Consider the following 20,932-nt stretch of genomic DNA (forward strand, 5'->3'; position numbering starts at 1 on the left):
TCCGCCCGCTCCCCTACCCTGGTGTCCGACAGCCGGGATACAGGATCGGGGGAACCTGTGGACGTACGCGTGGAAGTCCGGGCCGGAGCCGACGCCGGCGCTGACGCCGACGGGACGCGCTCACTGCTCGCGTGGCTCACCGAGGAGGACGAGCTGCGGGGCAGGGTCACCCCGCACGAGAGACCACCGGTGCCCGGCACGCTGGGGCCGGTGCTGGACGGCCTGGTGGTCGCGCTCGGCTCGGGTGGGGCGGCCACCGGACTCACCACCGCCCTGGTGGCGTGGATCCGCGGCCGGCACGGCGACGTCACCGTCAAGGCGACCCGGCCGGACGGCGCGACGATGGAGATCTCCACGAAACTCGTCAGGCCGATGACGCCCCAGGAACTGAGGGCCTTCGTGGCCGACACGTCCCGGATGCTCGACGGCGGCAGGGAACCGGACGGCAGCGGGTCATGACAAAGCCCGTCGAGCCCCCGGCCGTGTCCTCCCCCACCACCGCGCTGGCCTCCTCCGGCGCTCGGGTGCTCCTCATCGGCACCGGTACGCACCAGGGTCCGACGCTGACGTCCGTACCGGCGGTGCCCCGCACCGTCGCCGCCCTGGCGGACGCACTGGTCGAACACTGCGGAACGGCACCCGAGCGGCTGCACACCCTCCTGGACCCGGCGGACGCCCGGACCATGGCCCTGGCGATCGCCGAAGCCGCCCAGGAGGCGGAGAGCACCCTGCTCGTGTACTACGTCGGGCACGGCCTGATCGGCCCCGGCGACGAGCTGTACCTCGCCGCCTGCGCCACCGACCGGCTGACCCCGGGCCTCGCCGCGCACCAGGCGCTGCCGTTCTCGGCGCTGCGGGAGGCCCTCACGCTGTGCCGCGCCGCCTCGGTGATCGTCGTCCTGGACTGCTGCTTCTCCGGACGGGCCCGACTCGGCGCCGGGGTGCCGCAGCCCGCGGCCTTCAGCCTGCCCGCCGGTCACGGGATGTACCTGATGGGATCCGCCGAGCGGCTCGCCCTGGCCCCGGAGGACGCCGAGTACACCGCTCTGAGCGGAGAGCTGATCGGCCTGCTGAAGGAGGGTGACCCGCGCGCGCCCCGGCTGCTCACCCTGGACGACGTCTACGACCACCTGTTCCGGGCGCTGCGGGCGAGCGGTGGACCGCTGCCGCGCCGCCAGGCCGGTGACCGCTCCGGCGGGCTGGTCATGGCCGTCAACGCCTCCGCTCCGGCGCCCGCCGAACCGGACGGCACCCCCGCACCGGAACCGGCGCCCGGCCCCTGCCCGTACCCGGGCCTCGAAGCGTTCACCGTGGACGACGCCGGGTTCTTCCACGGCCGTGCGGAACTGGTCGAGGAGCTGCTCCGCGCCTCGAGCCGGGCCGTCGACGAAGGCCGGCCGCTCGCGGTGGTCGGGCCGTCCGGCGCCGGCAAGACCTCGCTGCTGCACGCCGGCCTCCTCGCCGCCCTGCGGAGCGGAAGCCCGCTGCTGCCCGGGTCGGCCGCCTGGCCCTGCGTCGTCATGTCCCCCGGCGAGCACCCCGTCCGGAGTCTGGCCGCCGCGCTCCGGCCCGACGGAACGGCTGAGGCGGCTCCTCCGCCCGAGGACCCGCGGACGGCCGCCGAGTGGGTCCGCGACCTCGTCCCGGAAGGCGAGCGGCGACTGGTCCTGGTCGTGGACCAGCTGGAGGAGTTGTTCACCGCCTGCCGCAGCCGCTCCGAGCAGACGGCGTTCCTCAGCGCACTGGCGGCCATGGCCGAGGCCGGGACGCTCGTGGTCGCCGCCCTCCGAGCCGACTTCTACGGGCACGCCCAGGCCTTACCCGAGCTGGCTTCGGTGCTGCGCGACCACCAGGTGCTCGTCGGCCCGATGCGGCAGGAGGAACTCAGGGCCGCGATCGAACGCCCGGCCGCGGCCGTCGGCCTCGAACTCGACGAGGGCCTGGCGGACCTGCTGATCCACGAACTGGGGGCCGCCCGACCGGCCCAGTCGCAGACCGGGACCCTGCCGTTGCTCTCCCACGCGCTGTGGGCGACCTGGCGGCAGCGGCGCGGCAGCCGGCTGACCGTCGCGGGCTACCGCGCCAGCGGCGGCATCGACCAGGCCATCAGACGGACGGCCGACGAGACCTACGCGCTCCTCGACGACGCCGGCCGTGCCGCCGTGCGCCGCATGCTGCCGCGCCTGGTGCGCATCGACGACGAGGCACCCGACACCAGCCGCCCGGTCGACCGGAGCGAACTGCTGGACGGCCTGCCGGACCCACAGGCGGCCGAGCGCGCACTGCACGCACTGGCCGCGGCCCGGCTGCTGGTCCTCGACGAGCGTACCGTCCGCATCAGCCACAACGCCCTGCTGACCGCCTGGCCGTCGCTGCGCGAGTGGATCGACACGGACCGCGACTGGCTGCGCACCCGTCAGCAGGTCGCCGTCGACGCCGACGCCTGGTGGCAGGCGGGCAAGGACACCTCGTTGCTCTACCGCGGCGCACGGCTGACGGCCGCCCGTGAACGCCTCGGTGTCACCGACCCGGACGCCGGTTGGGGCGGCGCGGGCGGGGCGGAGTACGCCGACGCCCGACTCGAACCGCGGCTCACGGAGTTCCTGCACCGGTCGTGGCTCCAGGAACGCCGTGCGGGGCGCATCCGAACGGCTGTCATCGCCTGCCTGTGCGTGCTGACCCTGTTGGCCGGGACGGGCGGGGTCCTGGCGTGGGTCTCGGGGCAGCGGGAGGCGGACCAGCGGCGGCACGCCGTCGCCCGGCTGGTCGCCGTGGAGGCGGAGCATCTGCGGACGAACCGGCCGGAGCTGGCCAAGCAGCTCAGCCTGGTGGCGAACCGGCTGGATCCACGCACCGCCACGGCGCCGATGCTCGCCAGTTTGGAGCTGCCGGGCGTCTTCAACGCCGACACCCCCGCCAAGGACATCTCGCTAAACGCCGACGGCGACATACTGGCCATCTCCACCGGTTCTGACGTCGTCCTGTGGGACACGGTCCACGGCAAGAAATACGTGGATCCGATCGGGCAGATGAGCACCGGGGCTGTGGCACTCAGCCCCGACGGGCGTCTCATGGCCGTCGTGCGGGAGAGCGGCAAGGTCGGCGGCCGGCCGGAGTTGTGGGACGTCACCTCGCCGGAGCACCCGCGCCGCGTCCAACTCCCCGAGCGGCAGACGGTCAAAACCCTGTCCCTGGCGATCAGCCGGGACGGGCACACCCTCGCTCTGGGCCGCGTCGACGGACGCATTCAACTCTGGGACATCACCGACCGGTCCGCCCCACGCGCGCTGCACACCCTCAGCGGCCACACCGGGAACGTCGACTCACTCGCCTTCGCGCCGACCGGGCACCTCCTGGCCAGCGCCGGAAGCGACGGCAAGGTACGGCTCTGGGACACGTCGGACCGGCGGCGCGCCTCGGCACTGGCCGCACTTCCTGGTCTCAAGACGGACTCCCACACGTACGACCTGATCGACAAGCCGCTGCACCGGGTGGCGTTCAGCCCCGACGGCCGGCTTCTGGCAGGCCCCGGGGACGGGAACAAGATCGGCGTCCGCCTGTGGAAGACGCGGGGCCGGGCGCAGCCGACACCGGCGGGCACGGCGAAGGAGGAGTGGGCCTCCTCCTGCTCGACCGGTCTGGCTTCCGCCTCCTTCAGTCCGGACGGGAAGATCCTCGCCACCGGCTGCGGGAGTGACACCTCCCTCTGGGACGTCATCCGTCATGGCCTTCAGAAGTCCGGCCCGCTGAAAGGCGCCGACGGCGACACGGGGCCGGTCCTGTTCGCGCCGCGCGGCCACCGGGTACTGCGCGCCACGACCCACGGAGTCCTGCTCTGGTACGTGGAGAACTCGGCGACCCCCACCGCCGCGGCCAGCTTCGGACAGACCCCCTCCGGCTTCCAGACGACCGCGAGGTTCAGCGGCGGTGCCCGGCGGCTGCTGGTCATTCACGGCGCCAACGGCGGTGCGCTGTGGGACCTGAGCGGTTCGGCGCTGCTCCACAAGAGCCTGGCCCACCTGCCCGGCAGCGGTGACATCGGCGCGGAGGCAGCCGCCTTCAGCCCCGACGGACGGATCCTCGCGCTGAGCGAGCTCAGCGGTGGAAAGCATGTCGTCCGGCTGCGCGACACCAGCCGACGCGGCGCCCCGGTCATCGGCACCATCACCGACGTGGCCAACGGAGTCGAGGACATCTCCTTCAGCGCCGACGGACACCTGCTGGCCGTCGCCGACAACAACGACCACACCACCGTCGTGACCGAGCCGCCGTCCGTCAGGGTGTTCGACATCACCACCGTCTCGCACCCTCGCCAGACCGCGTCCATGAAAGGTGACGTCTTCTTCGTCGCCTTCGCCCCGAAGAACCACCTCCTGGTCGCCAACACCAGCGACAAGCTGCTCGCCTGGACGGTGTCGAACCCGCGGCACCCCGTGGCCCAGCCGACCCAATGGCTCACACGGGGTGCCCTGGTGTCGCGGACCGCGTTCAGTCCTGACGGAAGCCTCCTCGCGGCCACCGACACCAAGGACACCACTCGCCTCTGGCGGATCGAGGACGGCCGGATCACGGGCGACCCCGTCGTGATCCGCACCATCGGCTCGGACGGAAGCATCGCCTTCAGCCCCGACGGCCGGACCCTCGCCTGGGGAAGCACCGGCAACCTCAACAGTATCGACGGACAGACCAACGGTCACATCGAGCTGTGGGATGTCAGCACCCCAAAGGCTCCTGACTACCAGGGCGCGTTCGCCTACGGCAGCGGAAGCTTCACGGGTTTCGGGAGCCTGTCGTACAGTTCCGGAACGAAGCCCCTGCTGGCCGCAGCCGGCTCCACCGTCGACGTCTGGTCCACCAAACCCTCGGACCTGACCTACATCCTCTGCAAGAGCATCGGGGATGAGATCACGCGCCCGGAATGGAAGACATACGTACCAGGCGAGCCGTACGACCCACCGTGCCGATGACGACCCTCAGTTCAGCGTCCACTTCTGGTTGTCGCCACTGCCGCAGGACCACAGCACCATCGAAGTGCCGTTCGCGGTCCCCGCGTTGTTCGCGTCGAGGCACAGTCCCGCGTTGACGTTGGTGATCGTGCCGTCGCTGCCCACGTTCCACTGCTGGTTCCTCTGGCCGTTGCAGTCCCAGATGACGACCTTGGTGCCGTTGGTGGTGCCGAGGTTGTAGGCGTCCAGGCACTTGTCGCCGTACACCACGAGTTCCTTGCGGGAGGTGTACGTCCAGGACTGGTTCTGGCCGCCGTTGCAGTCCCACAGCTCGGCCTGGGTGCCGTTGGTGAGGGTGTTGTTGTAGATGTCGAGGCAGCGTCCCGACTGCTTGCCGACGACCAGGGTGCCGTTCGTGCCGGACAGCGGTCTGACGGTGATGGAGTCGAGCGTCGGGGCGTTCGAGAAGGTGAGCTTGTTGGACGAGCCCTTGGACAGGGCGACCGCGACGGAGATCGTGCCCGCGCTCGAACCGGTGGGCGGGAAGGAGACCGTCGTGCTGCCCTGGCCGTTGACCTGGAGCGTGGCCGTGCGGGCGGTGGAGGCGGTGTTGGTGTAGGAGACGTCGACGGTCTTCACGCCGGTGCTGCCCGCGACCACCCCGGTGAAGCTCGACGTTCCCGAGTACGTGCTGCTCGACGCCTCTGTGCCACCGGTGACGGTGAGCATCACCGAGCCGCCCGCCGGGACGCTGGTCGTGTAGCTCGTGCTGTAGCTGCCGATGTCGGAGCGGGCCCACAGGTCACGGACGGTCGCGGAGGCGTTGGTCAGGCCGAGGTCGGACCAGCGCACGGTGATGTTCTTGGCGGCGGAGGTGCGGTTGAGGAGCACGACCGCGCGGTCACCGCTGCCCGACAGCACCTTGCCGTACACCTGGAGCCCGCTGGTGTCCTCGGCGACCTTGACGCCCTGTAGCCCGCGGGCGTCCTGGTCGACGGCGATGACCTCGGGGTTCTTCAGGATGCCCGCGGTCTCCGAGGTCATCGTGGTCAGGTCGTTGCCCGCCAGGAGCGGGGCGCCGGAGATCGCCCACAGGTTCATGTGGGTGCGGTTCTGGGCGGCGGTGAAGCCGTCCATGCCGACCATCAGCATGTCCGGGTCGTTGTAGTAGCCGGTGTGCTGGGCCGTGGGGTGCAGGGTCTGGTCGAAGTTGGACAGCAGGTTCGTCATCGACGGCTGGTTGCCGTAGTAGATGATGTCGGTGCTGGTCCGCCACATCGGGGCCTGGCCCGGTGCCCAGTTCCAGGGGTTCTGGTTGCCCCAGTTGCAGATCGACAGGGTGAGCGGACGACCGGTCTCCGACGTCGCCTCGGCCACCGAGTCGCTGATGGACCGGTACGTGGTCTTCGCGTCGAGGCCCTCGGCGTCACCGCCGCACCAGTCGACCTTGACGAAGTCGAAGCCCCACTTCGAGAACTGGAGCATGTCCTGGTCGTAGTGGCCCTCGCTGCCGGTGTTGGCGGCGGCGGGGCGGCCGGTCGGGTAGTAGTAGCCGCAGCCGTTCTTGCCCGCGTCGGTGTAGATGCCGGCCTTGAGGCCCTTGCTGTGGATGTAGTCGGCGATGGCGCTCATCCCGCCGGGCCACTCGGACGTGTCGACGGTGATGTTGCCGTCGCTGTCACGGGTGCCCTGCCACCAGCCCTCGTCGATGTTGATGTACTTGTACCCGGCCGCCGGCAGTCCCGCGGCGACGAACGCGTCGACCTGCTTCTTGATGACGCTGTAGTCGATCTTGGCGGCGAAGCTGTTCCAGGAGGCCCAGCCCATGGGAGCGGTGGGCACGGATACCTGACGGGTCGTCGCGGCCTGCGCCGTGCCCGGCTGGGCGAAGAGCAGCGCGGCGGTCGCGGTCAGGGCCAGGGCGAGGGCGCGTACGGCCCCGGCTCTGAAGCGCCGGAAGCGCCGTACGAGGCTTTGGCGCGGGGAACGGAGTGGGGGGTACATGCGGCTCCTCAGGGGGTTCACACTCTTCAGCGCGCACGATATTTCGAACATGGATCGGAAGTCCGAACGCATCGCGCGCCGACCGTAGAGCCGCCGGAGGGGTAAGTCAACGGATGCGGCAGGAGTGAACGGGCGAGGGCCGAAGGCGTGAAGTCGACGCACGCGCCGGGTCGTTCGTGCCGCCTCGGGTACCGCGCCGCCATACTTGCCGTCGTGCGCGTAGCGATCATGACGGCGGGATCCCGGGGTGACGTGGCTCCGTACACCGGACTGGGTCACGGCCTGAGCCGTGCCGGGCACGAGGTCACCCTGGTCACTCACGCCTGCTTCGCACCGCTGGTGGCGGGGTCGGGCGTGGGGTTCCGTCCGCTGCCGGTGGACCCGCGGGCGGAGCTGGAGTCCCCGCGAGGGCGTGGGCTGCACCGCAGTGCCAGTGGTGCCGGGAAGCTGTTGCGGGTGGTGGAGATGGCGCGGCGGCTGGTCGGCCGGCTGACCGACGACCTGGTGGCCGCGGCCCGAGCCAGCGACGTGCTGTTGCTGTCCGGTTCGCTGGGGCCGCTCGGGCACGCCATCGCCGAGGGGCTGCGACTGCCGAGCATGGGCGTGTACCTGCAACCGCTTGCTCCGACACGGGAGTTCGCGCCGCCGGTGCTCGGGGGCGGCTCCTGGGGCGGGACCGGGAACCGGATCGCCGGGCACGGGGTGCTGCTGGCCGAGGGGCGGATCTTCGCCGCCGCCGTCCCTGCCGTACGGGAACGGCTGGGGCTGCCCCGGGCGCGGGCCGCCGAGGGGCGGCGGGCACGGGAGCGGCAGCGGTGGCCGGTGCACCACGGCTTCAGCCCGCTGGTGGTGGCCCGGCCCCGGGACTGGCGGACGGGACTCGGGGTCTGCGGCTACTGGTGGCCGTACGACGGTGACACCCGGCTCCCCGCCGAACTCCGGGACTTCCTCGACGCGGGCCCGCCGCCGGTCTTCGTCGGCCTGGGCAGCGCCACGGTGCCGGACGCCGAGCGGGTGAGCGAGCAGGTCGTGACGGCGCTGCGGCGGGCCGGGCTGCGCGGGGTCGTCCAGCGGGGCTGGGGCGGGCTCGCGGCCGACGGGGACGACATGCTGACCATCGGCGAGGTCCCGCACTCCGCGCTGTTCCCGCGCATGGCCGCCGTGGTCCACCACGCGGGCGCGGGGACGACCGCCGCGGGTCTGCGGGCCGGGGTGCCGGCCGTGCCCGTCCCCGTCCAGTTCGACGAGGCCTTCTGGTCCGCCCGTCTGGCCTCCCTCGGCGTGGCCCCCACCGCCGTACCCCTGCGCGGCCTGACCACCGACGCACTGACCACCGCCCTCGTCCAGGTGACCCGCGACCCCGGCTACAGCGAACGCGCCCGCGCCCTCGGCACCCGCATCCGGGCGGAGGACGGGGTGGCCCCGGTGATGGAGGCGGTGAACCGCCTGACCGCCTGACCGCCTGGCCGAAGGGACCGCCGCGCCGGCGGTCGAGGCGGGCTCAGCGCTTCCGGGCCCAGCCCTCCGGCCGCAGGATCCCGAGGAGTTGCCGGGCCAGTTCGTCGACCACCTCGTCCAGGGTGGCGTCCACCCAGCCCGCGCTCCAGTCGTGGAGGAGGCCGTTGACGCTGCCGATGAACGCGGTCGCGGCGAGGCGGTAGTCGCGGCGGGCGGCGTCCCCGTGTGCGGCGGCCGCGGTGGCCTCGGCGCAGATCAGGTCGACCCAGCGGGCGCGGCGGGCGAGCCGCTGTTCCTCCAGGCGCGGGCTGACGCCGATGATCTCGACGAAGGTGATGCGGATGCGGCGCGGGTCGGAGGTGACGTCGCGGGCGTAGGCCCGGAACAGCACGGTGACGCGCTCGGCCAGCGGCAGCGTCTCCGCCTCGGCGAGCGCCGCCAGCACGGCCTGCTCGGCCCAGTCGTTGACCTCCAGGTGCAGCGCGGCGAGCACGTCCTCCAGGGTGCGGAACTCCTCGTAGAACTGACGGGTCGACAGGCCGGCGGCCTGGCTCAGCGCGGCGACGGTCGTCGCGCGGAAACCGGGGCTGTCGCCGAACAGTCGCAGCGCCGCCTCCAGGAAACGACGGCGCCGCTCGGCCTGCCGTTCCTCGGCCGACCTGCCGCCGTAGCGGCCCTTCGGTGCCCTGAGTCTGCCCGCCACGCTTCCCCCCTCCTTCATCCCGCCGATGGCCAATCTTGTCGTGCACGCATCTTGTCGAGTAGGCCGCCCCCTCCTTACCTTCCAGTAAGTAACTTTGAAAGCGCCTGTGTTCAGATTTCTCAGAGGAGAGAGCCGTCATGCCCGCCTTCCGATCCAGGCACCTTTGCTCCGTAGCCGCCGCCCTCGTCCTGACCGCCGCCGGCCCCGCCACTGCGGCGTCCGCGGCGGCCGCGGCCTCGGACGCCTCCGCCCTGCGCGAGGTGATGTTCGTGGGCAACAACTGGGACGGCACCGCGGATGTCATCAAGTCCTCCGGGGACTTCGCGAAGGTCGGACGGATCAACGTGGTACCGGACAAGGACGCCCGGATGGCGGCGATCAACGCCGATCCGATCAAGTGGATCTACTTCCAGGCGATCCGCAACAGCGTCGGCGAGGGCCACGACCAGTTCGTGGACGACATGTACTCCACGCCCGACGGCAAGTCGGTGGTGGTCTCCCGCCCGAGCTTCGCCGATGTGGTCTCCATCGACCTGGCCACCGGGAAGGTCAACTGGCGTTTCCCGGTGTCCGGTTACCGCGCCGACCACATGGCCGTCTCCCCCGACGGCACCCGGGTCGCGGTCTCCGCGTCGACCGCGAACACCGTGCACGTGCTCGACATCAACACCGGCAAGCAGCTCGGCTCGTTCGCCACCGGCGACAAGCCGCACGAGAACATCTTCAGCAAGGACGGCAAGTACATCTGGAACATGGCCATCGGGGACGTCAACACCTCCCTCGACGACCCCGGCTGGGACTGGACCAAGGGCGACCGCCACATCACCGTGGTGGACGCGACGACGTTCAAGCAGGTCAAGATCATCGACATGCGGAGCCGGCTGGACGCCTTCGGGCTGAAGGACTTCTCCGACGCCGTCCGCCCGGCGGTCTTCTCCCCCGACGAGTCGAAGCTGTACTTCCAGGTGTCCTTCTTCAACGGCTTCCTGGAGTACGACGTCGCCTCCGACAAGATCACCCGTATGAAGACGCTGCCGAAGAACCCGGCGACCAGCGAGGACCGCACCACCTGGGTCAACGACTCGCGCCACCACGGCATTTCGATGAACCCTTCGGGCACCAAGCTGTGCGTGGCGGGCACCATGGACGACTACGCGACCGTCGTCGACCGCTCGACCCTCCAGGAGGGGCCGCTGGTCACCGCCTCCAAGCCGTACTGGGCCACGGTCAGCGGCGACGGCAAGGACTGCATCATCTCCGAGAGCGGCGCCGACCAGGTCACGGCCATCGACTTCGCCACCGGCCAGAAGGTGACGTCCGTGGCGGTGGGCGACCACCCGCAGCGCGTCCGGCTGGGGCACGTGCAGGCCGACTGGACGGGGCTGTCGGGCAGCTGACGTCCCTGAGCCGCCTCCGGGGTGCGGCGGCGCCCCGGAGGCCGGCACGGGTCAGAAGTGCGCCGCCGCCCACGCCGCGAGCTCGGACCTCGCCGCACTCAGCAGGTCCGCGGAGGGTGTGCTCGTCGTGCCGTTGGTCACCAGCGCGTAGTGCTGCACCCCGGAGTCGGTGTCGGTGAGCAGCAGGCGGCGGCTGCCGGTGCCGCCCGGCTCGGGGGCCGTGCCGACCGGGGTCGAGGCGGTGTACGACGGGGGCGCGTACGCGGTGCCGAGGTCGGAGACCACCGTGGTCGCCGAGGTCGGGAAGGACGCCGGGAGGTGCAGTTCGGTGGGTGCCGTGCCGCTGCCCGAGCGCCACACCAGCAGCCCGTACTGGCCGGAGCCGACCAGCCGCGAGACGTTCGGCAGCGAGCTGGGCACCGGGTTCCAGGTCAGGGTCGTCGAGCCGTCCCGGGAGCGGTCCTCGTAGGTGAAGGCGAGCGTGGTCCCCGCCGTCGCGGCCGGGTAGAGCCGGTCGAGGAGGCGGGCGTCCTGACGCAGTGTCACCGTGCGGGAGTCGTCGAGGCGTACGGCGGAGAGGTCCTCGTCGTTCCAGGCGTCGCCGGAGGTGAGCACCTTGCCGGCGTTGCCGTTCATCAGCTCGTGGTGACGGCCGTTGTAGATGTCCCACTGCCACTGGGTGCCGGACAGGACGGGGCCGGAGGAGGCCGGGTTCGACCACCAACTCGCCCCGGGCTGGCGGGAGTCCAGGGCCTGGTACATCGCCTTGAGCACGGTCGGCGCCTTGTCCGACACCGTGCCCGACAAGGGGTGCCCGAACTCGCTGACGAGTGCGGCGCTCTGCGCTGCCGACGCGCGGTCACGGACGGTGCCGAAGTCGGTCGCGTACTGGCCGTCGCCCGCCTTGCCCCACATCAGGATGCCGGAGATGGCCTTCTGGTCGTAGAAGTGGGTGTTGAAGACGTAGCGTGAGCCGAGGGTGCCCGCGTCCAGCAGGCCGCCCTCCTGCTTCTGGGAGCCGATGTTGGAGTTCCAGAAGAGGTTGGGTTCGACCAGGGCGGGCTTGGCCTGCCAGCCCGCCGCGTCCATGCGGGCCCGGAACTTCTGGTAGAAGGGCCACAGCAGGTCCCGCTCCCAGGTGCGGCTGCTCTGACCGGACTCGTACGTGCCCGCGTACGGCTCGTTGTACGGGTCGAAGCCGACGACGCCCGCGAACTCGGCGTCGCTCAGGTGCTGGACGAGGTACGCCATCGTCGACCGGGCCGTGGTCAGGAAGGCGTCCTGGAGGCCGTAGTCGTTGTGCCAGAAGTCGTAACTCGCCTTGGTCACCGCCGAGTTCTGGGTGATGTTCTGTCCCCAGAAGAGGCAGATGCCGCACGACTCCGCGGAGTAGCTACCGGCGTCCACCGCCCACTCGGGGGCGCCGTCGCCCGTGTACCAGCTTCCGGAGTTGAAGAGGTAGCGGGAGTAGAGGTCCTGGTGGAAGTCGGGGTAGACGCGGATGCCGGCGTCGAGGAAGGCGCGCATCTGGCCGGTGACGGCGGCCAGATAGGCGGTGTCGACCTGGCCGCGCACGGGTTCGGCGTGCGCCCAGGAGAGCAGGAAGCGCACCGCGTTGCCGCCGCCGAGGGCACGCAGGGCGGTGGCGGACTTCTGTGCGTCGGCGACCGAGGCGAAGGGCAGACCGCCGTTCTCCTCCAGCTTGGTCTCGCCGGAGACGTTGTAGCCGCGCAGGACGACCTCGCGGCCCTGGCCGTCGGTGAAGCGGCCGTTCTGCACGGTGAGGGGGGTGCCGTCGAACCAGAGGGAATCGGAGGGAGTGGAAGGGGTGGCAGGGGTGGCGGCGGTGGCGGGCTGGGCACCCGCCACCGTCAGGAATCCGCAGAGGACAACCAGGACAACGATCAGACGTGCCCGGATTTTCGACATGTCCACTACAGTCCGGCGATGTCAAGACACAGTCAACACCTCTGACTCTGGAGTAAGTTCGGGCTCGGCCGCCCCTCGGCCCCCCTTGGTCCTCAGCTCATCAGCCGCTCACCCGGTGCGTCACGTTCAACAGGTACTCCTTGCGGTTCAGCGGGTTGTGGTCGGTGCGGGGCCGCTCGGGGACCGTGCCGCGGGTGACCGGCGCGTAGTGGTCGAACGCGCTCTCCAGCTCGCCCTCGCCCCGGGTGAGCCCCGGCAGCCGCTGCCCGAGCTCGTGCACCCGGGCGGCCGGGACCGCGCCCTCGAGGACACAGACGGCGCCCCGCGTGGTGGTGGTCCCCGGTACCGCGCCCAGCCGGGCGAGCACCGGGAGCAGGGCACCGGGCGTGTCCGCCGGGGCCTCGATGCGGAAGCGGTGCATGGGCTCGTACACCCGGCTGCCCGCGCGCCGCAGCGCCTCGATCAGCACGAGCGGGGTGAGACCGCGGAAGTCGGCCCCCGTGCTCGACATGCTCTTGTCGAAGCCCTGGTGGGCGTGGCTCTGCCGGGGCGAGTAGCCGGAGTGGGTCATGGTGACCGTGCAGTCGGTCACCTGCCAGCCGTGCAGCCCCTGGGCGAGCGTCTCGCGGACGGTGTCCTCGACGGCCTTGAAGAAGGCGTACGGCATCGACCCCAGCTCCACCTCCAGCCGGAAGCCGATGCCCGAGCCGGCCGGGGCCGCCTCCACGCGCAGGCCGACTGTCGCGAGGAACGGGTTGCCGTCCTTCTTGTTGAACTCGACGGCCGCGCCCGTGCCCACGGGACGCTCGACGCAGATCGTCGTCGTCTCCCGGAAGGTGACGTCGAGGCCGAACTCGTCGGCGAGGGTGGCCTGGACGACCTCCTTCTGCACCTCGCCGTAGAGGGAGACGGAGGTCTCGCCCCGCACCTCGTCGTGCCGGACGTCGATCAGCGGGTCCTGTTCGGCGAGCCGGGTGAGCGCGAGGTGCAGCGACCGCCGGTCGGTGCCCGGCCCGGGGACGACGACCGTCTCCAGGGTCGGCGGCGCGAAGTGGCGTTCGGACGCCGCCTTGCGCACCGCCCCGAGCGTGTCGCCGATCCGGATCCCGCCGAGGCCCCACAGCCGGGCGATCCGGCCCGCCCCGACGCTGTCCCGGCGGACCTCGGTGCCGTGCTCGAAGACGCCGATCGCGGTGACCTTGCCGTCCTCGGTTCCTTCGCCGAACGGGATCCGGTCACGGGTGCGCAGGGTGCCGGAGAAGATCCGGGCGTACGCCACCTTCTCCCCCGCCGGCCCCCGCTCCACCTTGAACACCGTGCCCGACAGCGGCCCTTCGGGGTCGCCTGCGGCGCCGGGCAGGAACTCCCGGATACCAGTTACCAGTTCGGGCACGCCCGCGCCGGTGACGGCCGAGCCGAAGTAGACGGGATGCGCGAGCGCCTGCCGGGTGCGGTCGGCGAGGGCTGCGCGCAGGCGGCCGGGCGGGACGGTGGCGCCCTCCACGTACGCGGCGAGCAGCCGGTCGTCGTGCTCGGCGAGGACGTCCAGCGCGGCGGCCGGGCCGGGGCCCGGGACGAACCGGGCCGTGCGGGTGCCGAGTCCGGTGGCCGTGCCCATCGGCACCAGGGCCGGGGTGAGCCGGCGGGCCATCGTCCGCAGCACGTCCTCGTCCCGTGCGCCGCGCCGGTCGATCTTGTTGACGAAGACCAGGGTGGGGATGCGCAGCCGGTGCAGCGTGCGCATCAGGACGCGGGTCTGCGCCTGCACGCCCTCGACGGCCGAGACGACCAGCACCGCGCCGTCCAGCACGCCGAGCACCCGCTCGACCTCGGCGATGAAGTCCGGGTGGCCGGGGGTGTCGATGAGGTTGACGGTCACGCCGTCGAGCGGGAAGGAGACGACGGCCGACTTGATGGTGATGCCGCGCTGCCGCTCCAGCGCGAGGGTGTCGGTCCGGGTGGTGCCCGCGTCGACGCTGCCGATCTCCTCGGTCACGCCGGCCGTGTGCAGCAGCCGTTCGGTCAGGCTGGTCTTACCCGCGTCGACGTGCGCGAGGATCCCCAGATTGAGCAAGTGCACCAAGTGTCATGTCCTTGAGAGTGTGGGTCATTCCTTCCTGGGTGGACATGAACGGTGCGCGCATCACTGCTCCTGGGGTGCGGGGAACTCGACCGGTGCAGTGCAGCAGAACGGCGGCCGGCCCGCCAACGGATTAACGTTCAACAAACCCCGCGGGGGGTGAGCGGAGGAGCCGACGATGCGGGACATTCTCCCGGTGCTCAGCGGCTGGTACGCCGCTCACCTGCCGTTCGGGCTCGCCACGGTCGTCGCGGTCAGCCGCAGCGCGCCGCGTGGGCCGGGGTCGGCGATGGCCGTCGGCCCGGACGACGAGGTCGTGGGCAGTGTGTCCGGGGGGTGCGTGGAGGGCGCGGTCTTCGAACTCGCCCGGGAGGCCGCCGCCGGCGGCGAGGCCCGGCTGGAGACCTTCGGCTACAGCGACGAGGACGCGTTCGCGGTCGGGCTCACCTGCGGTGGCGAGATCACCCTGCTGATCCGGCCCGTCACACCCGAGCTGGACCCGTCCTTCGGGGCGGTCGCCGCGTCGGTCGCGGCCGGGGAGCCGGTGACCGTGGCGAGTGTGGCCGACGGGCCCGCGCCGCGCGGGGCGACCCTTGCGGTGTGGCCCGAGCGGGCCGCCGGGGCGCTGGGCTCGCGGGGGCTGGACGTGGCCGTGGCCGCCGACGCCCGGGGCGAGCTGGCCCTGGGCGCGACGGCCCTGAGGCACTACGGGCCGGGCGGGGAGCGCCGCGAGGACTCCGTCACCGTCTTCCTGCACTCCTTCGCGCCGCCGCCGCGGATGCTGGTGTTCGGCGCCATCGACTACGCCGCCGCGGTGGCCCGCATCGGCGCCTTCCTCGGCTACCGGGTCACCGTGTGCGACGCCCGGCCGGTGTTCGCCACCCCGGCCCGATTCCCGGAGGGCGTCGAGGTGGTCGTGGACTGGCCGCACCGCTATCTGCGCGGCACGGACACCGACGAGCGCACGGTGATCTGCGTGCTCACCCACGATCCCAAGTTCGACGTGCCGCTGCTGCGTGAGGCGCTGCGCCGGCCGGCCGCGTACGTGGGGGCGATGGGCAGCCGCCGCACCCATGCCGACCGGATGCGGCACCTGGCGGAGGCGGGACTCGCCCCGGCCGCCCTGCACCGGCTGCGCTCTCCCCTGGGCCTGGACCTCGGGGCCCGCACACCCGAGGAGGTCGCCGTGTCGGTGGCCGCCGAGATCATCGCGCTGCGCTGGGGCGGGAGCGGGGCGCCGCTGACGGTGACGGACGGTGCCATTCATCCGCGGGGGCGGGCGTAGAAACCGGTGCCCGGGGATTTTTTTTCCGGACATTGACGTAATCGGTGTGTGAGGCGACGCACGGGCGGGTAGGCGGCGCAACAGCAACGGATGGCATGCATGTCCGTCTACGGCACTTCCCGGAAGGAGGTCCGTGACAGCGCATCATCCACAGTGCCCGGGTCGTCCCCAATCGCGGGGCGGCCCGGATCTCTGTCCCGTCACCTCTCGGGCCGCCCGACGGGTACGAGCGACCCCGGCAGCAGGCCGATCGCGAGAACGGCCCCGACCGCGTAGACGCCGGCGGAGCCGAGAGGCCAGGGACCCGGCGCCGAAGACGGCGAGGCCGGTCAGCACGACGCGCCGGTGCCCGTAGCCGTCTCCCGCGGTGCCGCTGGTGAGCATCAGCGAGGCGAGCGCCAGGGCGTAGCCGTCGACCACCCACTGAAGCCCCCCGACATCCGCGCCCAGGCCGGAGCCGATGGCGGGCAGAGCCACGTTGACGATCGTCACGTCGAGCAGCACCAGGAAGTACCCGGCGCACATGACGACGAGGACGGTGCGTGGCGAGCCGGCGTGCCGGCCGGGACTCACCGCGCGTCGGAGGAGGGCTGCCGGTGCTTGAGCCATGCCTCCCGGGTACCACGCGGCACCGGCGCAACTCCCGGCCCTCGGACGTCGCCGACGGCACTCACCGCCGCGGCAGCCGGTGCAGCGTCACGTCCGTGAGCGCGCCGTCGGTGACGGCCGCCGTCAGGTACGTGCAGTGCGGCTGGCGGCGGCGGTCGGTGGGCGAGCCGGGGTTGAGCAGCCGCAGGCCGCCGGGGGCGGTGGTGTCCCACGGGATGTGGCTGTGGCCGAAGACCAGGACGTCGAGGCCGGGGAAGCGGGCGGCGCAGCGGGCCTCGCGGCCCTGGGCGGGGCCGGTCTCGTGGACGACGCCGAAGCGCAGGCCGCCCAGGTCCGCGTAGGCCACCTCGGGCAGGCGGGCGCGCAGGTCCGGTCCGTCGTTGTTGCCGTACACGCCGACCAGCCGGCGGCTGCGGCTCTCCAGCAGGTCGAGGGTGGCGGCGTCGACCCAGTCCCCGGCGTGGATCACGACGTCGGCGTCCGGGAGCTCGGCCAAGAGCTGGTCCGGCAGGCGCTTGGCGCGCTTGGGGAGATGCGTGTCCGACATCAGGAGCAGGCGCACGCAGGTCAGCCTATCGAGCCTTCGGGAGCACGCCGGACCTGGCGAGGTGCCGGATGCCGCGCACCGCGGTCACCGCGGCCAGGCCGGTGCCGAGGGCCGTGGCGGCGGGGTGGTGGGCGAGGGCGGCCTGCCAGGAGCGGCCGTGGGCGGTGTCGTCGAAGACGCCGTGGGCGCCGTGGTCTTCGCCGGGCAGCCGGTCGACGGGCTCGAAGAGGTTGCTGCGGCCGGTCGGGGCCTCCTTGTCGGTCTGCTGGGCGTCGAAGCCCGTACGCGCCAGGTAGCGGTCGAGCAGGGCGGGGGCGAGCCGGTTGGCCCAGATCGTGGCCACGGTGGTGGCGCCGACGTAGTACTGCTTGCGGCGCGGGTGGTCGGCGGCGTAGAGCACGCCCCGGGCGGCGACCTCGGGCTGGTAGATCGGGGGGACGGGGCTGGGGTGCCCCCGCAGGCGGGAGCGCACCCAGTCGAACTGGGGGGTGTTGACGGCGGGCATCTGGGCGAGGGTGACGTGCACGTTGCTGCCGCGGTGCAGCAGTTCGACGCGGAGTGACGAGGTGAAGCCGTTGATGGCGTGCTTGGCGCCGCAGTACGCGGACTGGAGCGGGATCGCCCGCTCGCCGAGCGCGGAGCCGACCTGCACGATGGTGCCCCGGTCGCGGGGCAGCATGCGCTTCAGCGCGGTGTGGGTGCCGTTGACGAAGCCGAGGTAGGTCACCTCGGTCACCCGCCGGTACTCCTCGGGACCGATCTCGTCGAAGGGCGCGAAGACGCTGGTGAAGGCGCAGTTGATCCAGACGTCGATGGGGCCGAACTCCTTCTCGGCGGCCTCGGCGACGGCCTCGACCTGATCGGCGTCGGCGGTGTCGGCGACCTGCACCAGGGGCCGGCCGCCGAGCGCGGCGACCTCGTCGGCGGCGGCCTCCAGTCCGCCCCGGCCACGGGCGACGAGCACGACGTCGGCGCCGCGCCGGGCGTAGAGGCGGGCGGTGGCGCGGCCGATGCCGGCGCTGGCACCGGTGATGACGACGGTGGCGGGCATGGTCAGCTCCTCTCGGGGTGGGGGTGGTCCTGGCCCAGCCGGGCCGCGGTCTGGAGCAGCAGCGCGTGCACGAAGGCCTGCGGGAGGTTGCCGCGCAGCTGGCGCTGGGCGATGTCGTACTCCTCGGCGTACAGGCCGGAGGCGCCGCAGGCACTGCGGTTGCGCTCGAACCAGCGGTGTGCCGAGACGGTCCGTCCCTGCTGGTGTTCGGCCAGCGCCATGACGAATCCGCAGAGCAGGAAGGCGCCCTCGGCGTCCGCGAGGGGCCGGTCGTCGTGGCGGAAGCGGTACAGGAAGTGGTCCTCGGCGAGCGAGCGGCGGCAGGCGTCGAGGGTGGCGCGGGTGCGGGGGTCGTCCGGGGGCAGGGCGCCGCGTACGGCGGGCAGCAGCAGGGCGGCGTCCACGGTGGGATCGTCGGGGCTGCGCTGCCAGTGTCCGTCGGCGTGCAGGGAGGTGGCCGTGGTGGCGGCGAGGACGGTGTCGGCGAGCCGGGCGCAGGTCTCGGCGCGGGGGTGGCGCGGTTCGGCGGCGGCGAGGGCGCGCAGTCCGGCGACGCAGATCAGGCGGCTGTGGGTCCACTGCCGTGGGGACAGCTCCCAGATCCCGGCGTCCGGTTCGCGCCACCGGTCGGCGATGGCGCGTACGGCGGCTTCGGCGGCCTCGGCCGCGCCGGCGTCGAGCCGGTCGTGCCGGGCCGCCGCGGCGAACAGCAGCAGGGCCTCGCCGAAGCAGTCGAGCTGGAACTGCTTCTCCACCCGGTTGCCGATCCGGTCGAAGCCCCCGGGGTAGCCGGGCAGGTCGAGCTCCCGCTGGTCCGGGACGGGCGTGCCGTGCACGGTGTAGGCGGGGACGAGGCGGGGGCCGTCGGCGCGCAGCCGCTCGGCGGTGAACCTGACGGCGGCGTCGAGGAGTTCTGGGACGCCCGCGGCGGCCGCGGCCTGTCCGGCGTAGCTCTGGTCGCGGATCCAGACGTACCGGTAGTCGTAGTTGCGGCCCTCCTCGGCGCGTTCCGGGAGGCTGGTGGTCGCCGCCGCGACCATGCCGCCGCCCTGTGTGGTCAGGCCGCGCAGCACGGCGCAGGCGAGGCGGGCGTCGCCGGGGGCGATGGTGTGGTCCAGTGCGGGAACCGCGTGCCGCCAGGCCTGTTCGGTCGCGGCCCAGGCCTGCTCGGCGTGCGGCAGGGCGCGCGGGAGCGGGGAGGGGGAGCACTCCAGGACCAGGTCGTGGGTCTCCCCGGGCTTCAGCACGAGCTCGGCGGTCAGTCCCTGCTCGCGCAGCGTCGCGGCGGGGGCGCCCTGCCAGCGCAGCCGGTGGTGGCCGGTGTACAGGTGCCACACGCCGCCGTCGTCGCGGTGGGCGGAGTCGAGGGGGGCGCGGCCGTAGTCGGCGTGCGGGTCGAGTACGACGGTGAGGTGCGCGGGCCCGCCGACGGCGTGCAGCCGGCGCAGCAGGACCACGCGGCCGGGCTCGCCGGGGAAGGCGAGCGCCTCCCGGCATTCCACGACGCCCTCGGTGGTGACCCAGCGGCTGCGCCGGATCAGGCTGCCGTTCTCGTAGTAGCCGCCGGGGACGAACGGGGCGCGCGGGGTGACGGCGTAGCCGCCCCGGCCGCCGATGAGGGAGGCGAACAGGGCGTCGTCGTGCCAGGTGGGCGCGCACAGCCAGACGACGGCTCCGTCGGGCCCGATCAGGGCGCCGCGTTCGCCGTCGGCGAGCAGGGCGTAGTCGTGCAGTGCGTGGGGTGCGAAGTGGCTGCTCATGGGGGTTCTCCTCGGTCAGCGCACGCGGTAGGGCCGGGCGCGCTCGGCGTCGAGGGTGAGCCCCAGTCCGGGCGGGCCGCCGGTGCCCGGGGCGATGCTGCCGCCGGCCGGGTCGAGGACGCCGTCGAAGAGGATGCGCTCGATGCGGACGTGGTCGTGGAACCATTCCAGATGGCGCAGGTTGGGCACCGCGGCGGCGACTTGCGCGTGGGCGTGCGGCGCGCAGTGCCCGGAGACGTCAAGGCCGCGGGCGTGGGCGAGGGCGGCGGCGCGTAGCCAGACCGTGATGCCGCCGCAGCGGGTGACGTCGATCTGGAGGCAGTCCACCGCCTCGGCGGCGAGCATGTGCTCGAAGTACGGAAGGGTGTAGCCGTACTCCCCCGCGGTGACGTCCATGGGGGCGTGGGCGCGGATCCCCGCGAGGGTGGTGAGGTGGTCGGAGGAGACCGGTTCCTCGAACCAGGTCACGCCGTGGCCGGCGAGGGCGTCGGCGACGCGGAGGGCCTGCTTGGCGCCGTAGCCGCCGTTGGCGTCGACGTACAGGGCGGTGGTGTCGCCGACGCTCGCGCGGGCCTGTCGGACGCGTTCGAGGTCGCGGTCCTCGCGGGTGCCCCACGACTCCCCGATCTTGATCTTGACGCGGGGGATGCCCTGGTCCTCGGCCCAGGTACGCAGCTGCCGGTCCTGCCGCTGGTCGTCGTAGGTGGTGAAGCCGCCGCTGCCGTACACCGGCACGTCGTCGCGGGCCGCGCCGAGCAGGCTGACCAGGGGCAGGCCGAGCAGGCGGGCCTTGAGGTCCCACAGGGCGATGTCGACGGCGGCGACGGCCTGCGCGCCGATGCCGGGCTGGCCCGCGTTGCGCACCGCGCGGCACATGTCCTCGTTCAGCCGGGGCACGTCGAACGCCGGGGAGCCGGTGACGACACCGGCCAGCAGGTCGTCCACGAGTTCCGCGGTGGCCGCGGGGGCGTAGGTGTAGCCGAGCCCGCTCACGTCGCCGCTGCGGACGGTGACCAGGACGAGGGTGGTCTTGTCCCAGGCCAGGGTGCCGTCGGCCTCGGGCGCGTCGGTGGGCACGGTGTAGACGGAGCTGTCGACCTGTTCGACGACCGGCTGGTCCGTCATGTCTCCTCCCTGAAGTGGGCCCGTGTGCGGGCGTGTTC

General features: G+C 72.4%; 14 protein-coding genes. 5 read left to right on the forward strand and 9 right to left on the reverse strand.

The window, feature by feature from the left end:
* Positions 1–57 precede the first annotated feature (57 nt).
* Both ACFY01_RS00685 and ACFY01_RS00690 read left to right on the forward strand, forming a co-directional pair.
* A complete protein-coding gene (locus ACFY01_RS00685) occupies positions 58–459 on the forward strand; it encodes a hypothetical protein (RefSeq protein WP_390733431.1) in 402 nt (133 codons plus the stop codon).
* The gene (locus ACFY01_RS00690; RefSeq protein WP_390733432.1) at positions 456–4,967 is read left to right on the forward strand and encodes a hypothetical protein; all 4,512 of its coding nucleotides are present in this window, start codon (positions 456–458) and stop codon (positions 4,965–4,967) included. Before ACFY01_RS00685 ends, ACFY01_RS00690 begins: the two co-directional genes overlap by 4 nt.
* 6 nt (positions 4,968–4,973) lie before the next feature.
* Here the strand turns inward: ACFY01_RS00690 and ACFY01_RS00695 are convergent, their stop codons facing one another.
* On the reverse strand, positions 4,974–6,950 hold the full coding sequence (locus ACFY01_RS00695) for a ricin-type beta-trefoil lectin domain protein (RefSeq protein ID WP_390733433.1): 1,977 nt from the start codon (positions 6,948–6,950) through the stop codon (positions 4,974–4,976).
* A gap of 228 nt (positions 6,951–7,178) precedes the next feature.
* Between ACFY01_RS00695 and ACFY01_RS00700 the strand changes: the two genes are divergently transcribed.
* On the forward strand, positions 7,179–8,408 hold the full coding sequence (locus tag ACFY01_RS00700) for a glycosyltransferase (RefSeq protein WP_390734013.1): 1,230 nt from the start codon (positions 7,179–7,181) through the stop codon (positions 8,406–8,408).
* Between the two features lie 43 nt (positions 8,409–8,451).
* On the opposite strand, the gene ACFY01_RS00705 is transcribed toward ACFY01_RS00700, so the two are convergent.
* Positions 8,452–9,111 carry a TetR/AcrR family transcriptional regulator gene (locus tag ACFY01_RS00705; RefSeq protein WP_390733434.1) on the reverse strand — a complete coding sequence of 220 codons (660 nt, stop codon included), beginning with the start codon at positions 9,109–9,111 and terminating at the stop codon, positions 8,452–8,454.
* 137 nt (positions 9,112–9,248) lie between these two features.
* Here ACFY01_RS00705 and ACFY01_RS00710 point away from each other — a divergent pair, with 137 nt between their 5' ends.
* On the forward strand, positions 9,249–10,508 hold the full coding sequence (locus ACFY01_RS00710; protein WP_390733435.1) for a YncE family protein: 1,260 nt from the start codon (positions 9,249–9,251) through the stop codon (positions 10,506–10,508).
* 51 nt (positions 10,509–10,559) lie between these two features.
* On the opposite strand, the gene ACFY01_RS00715 is transcribed toward ACFY01_RS00710, so the two are convergent.
* Positions 10,560–12,437, reverse strand: coding sequence for a cellulase family glycosylhydrolase (locus tag ACFY01_RS00715; RefSeq protein WP_390733436.1), 1,878 nt, complete (start codon positions 12,435–12,437; stop codon positions 10,560–10,562).
* Positions 12,438–12,537: 100 nt separating this feature from the next.
* On the reverse strand, positions 12,538–14,517 hold the full coding sequence (locus ACFY01_RS00720) for a GTP-binding protein (protein ID WP_390733437.1): 1,980 nt from the start codon (positions 14,515–14,517) through the stop codon (positions 12,538–12,540).
* A 178-nt stretch (positions 14,518–14,695) separates the two neighbouring features.
* On the opposite strand from ACFY01_RS00720, the gene ACFY01_RS00725 reads away from it, so the two are divergent.
* Positions 14,696–15,802, forward strand: coding sequence for an XdhC family protein (locus ACFY01_RS00725; protein WP_390733438.1), 1,107 nt, complete (start codon positions 14,696–14,698; stop codon positions 15,800–15,802).
* Between the two features lie 144 nt (positions 15,803–15,946).
* On the opposite strand, the gene ACFY01_RS00730 is transcribed toward ACFY01_RS00725, so the two are convergent.
* From ACFY01_RS00730 to ACFY01_RS00750, 5 genes are all read right to left on the reverse strand, one after another.
* Positions 15,947–16,411 (reverse strand): MFS transporter, encoded by a 465-nt coding sequence (locus tag ACFY01_RS00730; RefSeq protein WP_390733439.1) that lies wholly within the window; start codon positions 16,409–16,411, stop codon positions 15,947–15,949.
* Positions 16,412–16,472: 61 nt separating this feature from the next.
* Positions 16,473–16,973 (reverse strand): metallophosphoesterase family protein, encoded by a 501-nt coding sequence (locus tag ACFY01_RS00735; protein ID WP_390733440.1) that lies wholly within the window; start codon positions 16,971–16,973, stop codon positions 16,473–16,475.
* Between the two features lie 10 nt (positions 16,974–16,983).
* Positions 16,984–18,009 carry an SDR family oxidoreductase gene (locus ACFY01_RS00740; protein WP_390733441.1) on the reverse strand — a complete coding sequence of 342 codons (1,026 nt, stop codon included), beginning with the start codon at positions 18,007–18,009 and terminating at the stop codon, positions 16,984–16,986.
* A gap of 2 nt (positions 18,010–18,011) precedes the next feature.
* Positions 18,012–19,769: a glycoside hydrolase family 15 protein gene (locus ACFY01_RS00745; RefSeq protein ID WP_390733442.1), complete on the reverse strand. Its 1,758-nt coding sequence runs from the start codon at positions 19,767–19,769 to the stop codon at positions 18,012–18,014.
* A gap of 15 nt (positions 19,770–19,784) precedes the next feature.
* Positions 19,785–20,894 carry an enolase C-terminal domain-like protein gene (locus ACFY01_RS00750; RefSeq protein WP_390733443.1) on the reverse strand — a complete coding sequence of 370 codons (1,110 nt, stop codon included), beginning with the start codon at positions 20,892–20,894 and terminating at the stop codon, positions 19,785–19,787.
* Positions 20,895–20,932: the final 38 nt, after the last annotated feature.

The organism is Streptomyces sp. NPDC001480, from assembly GCF_042894725.1.
GTDB lineage: Bacteria > Actinomycetota > Actinomycetes > Streptomycetales > Streptomycetaceae > Streptomyces.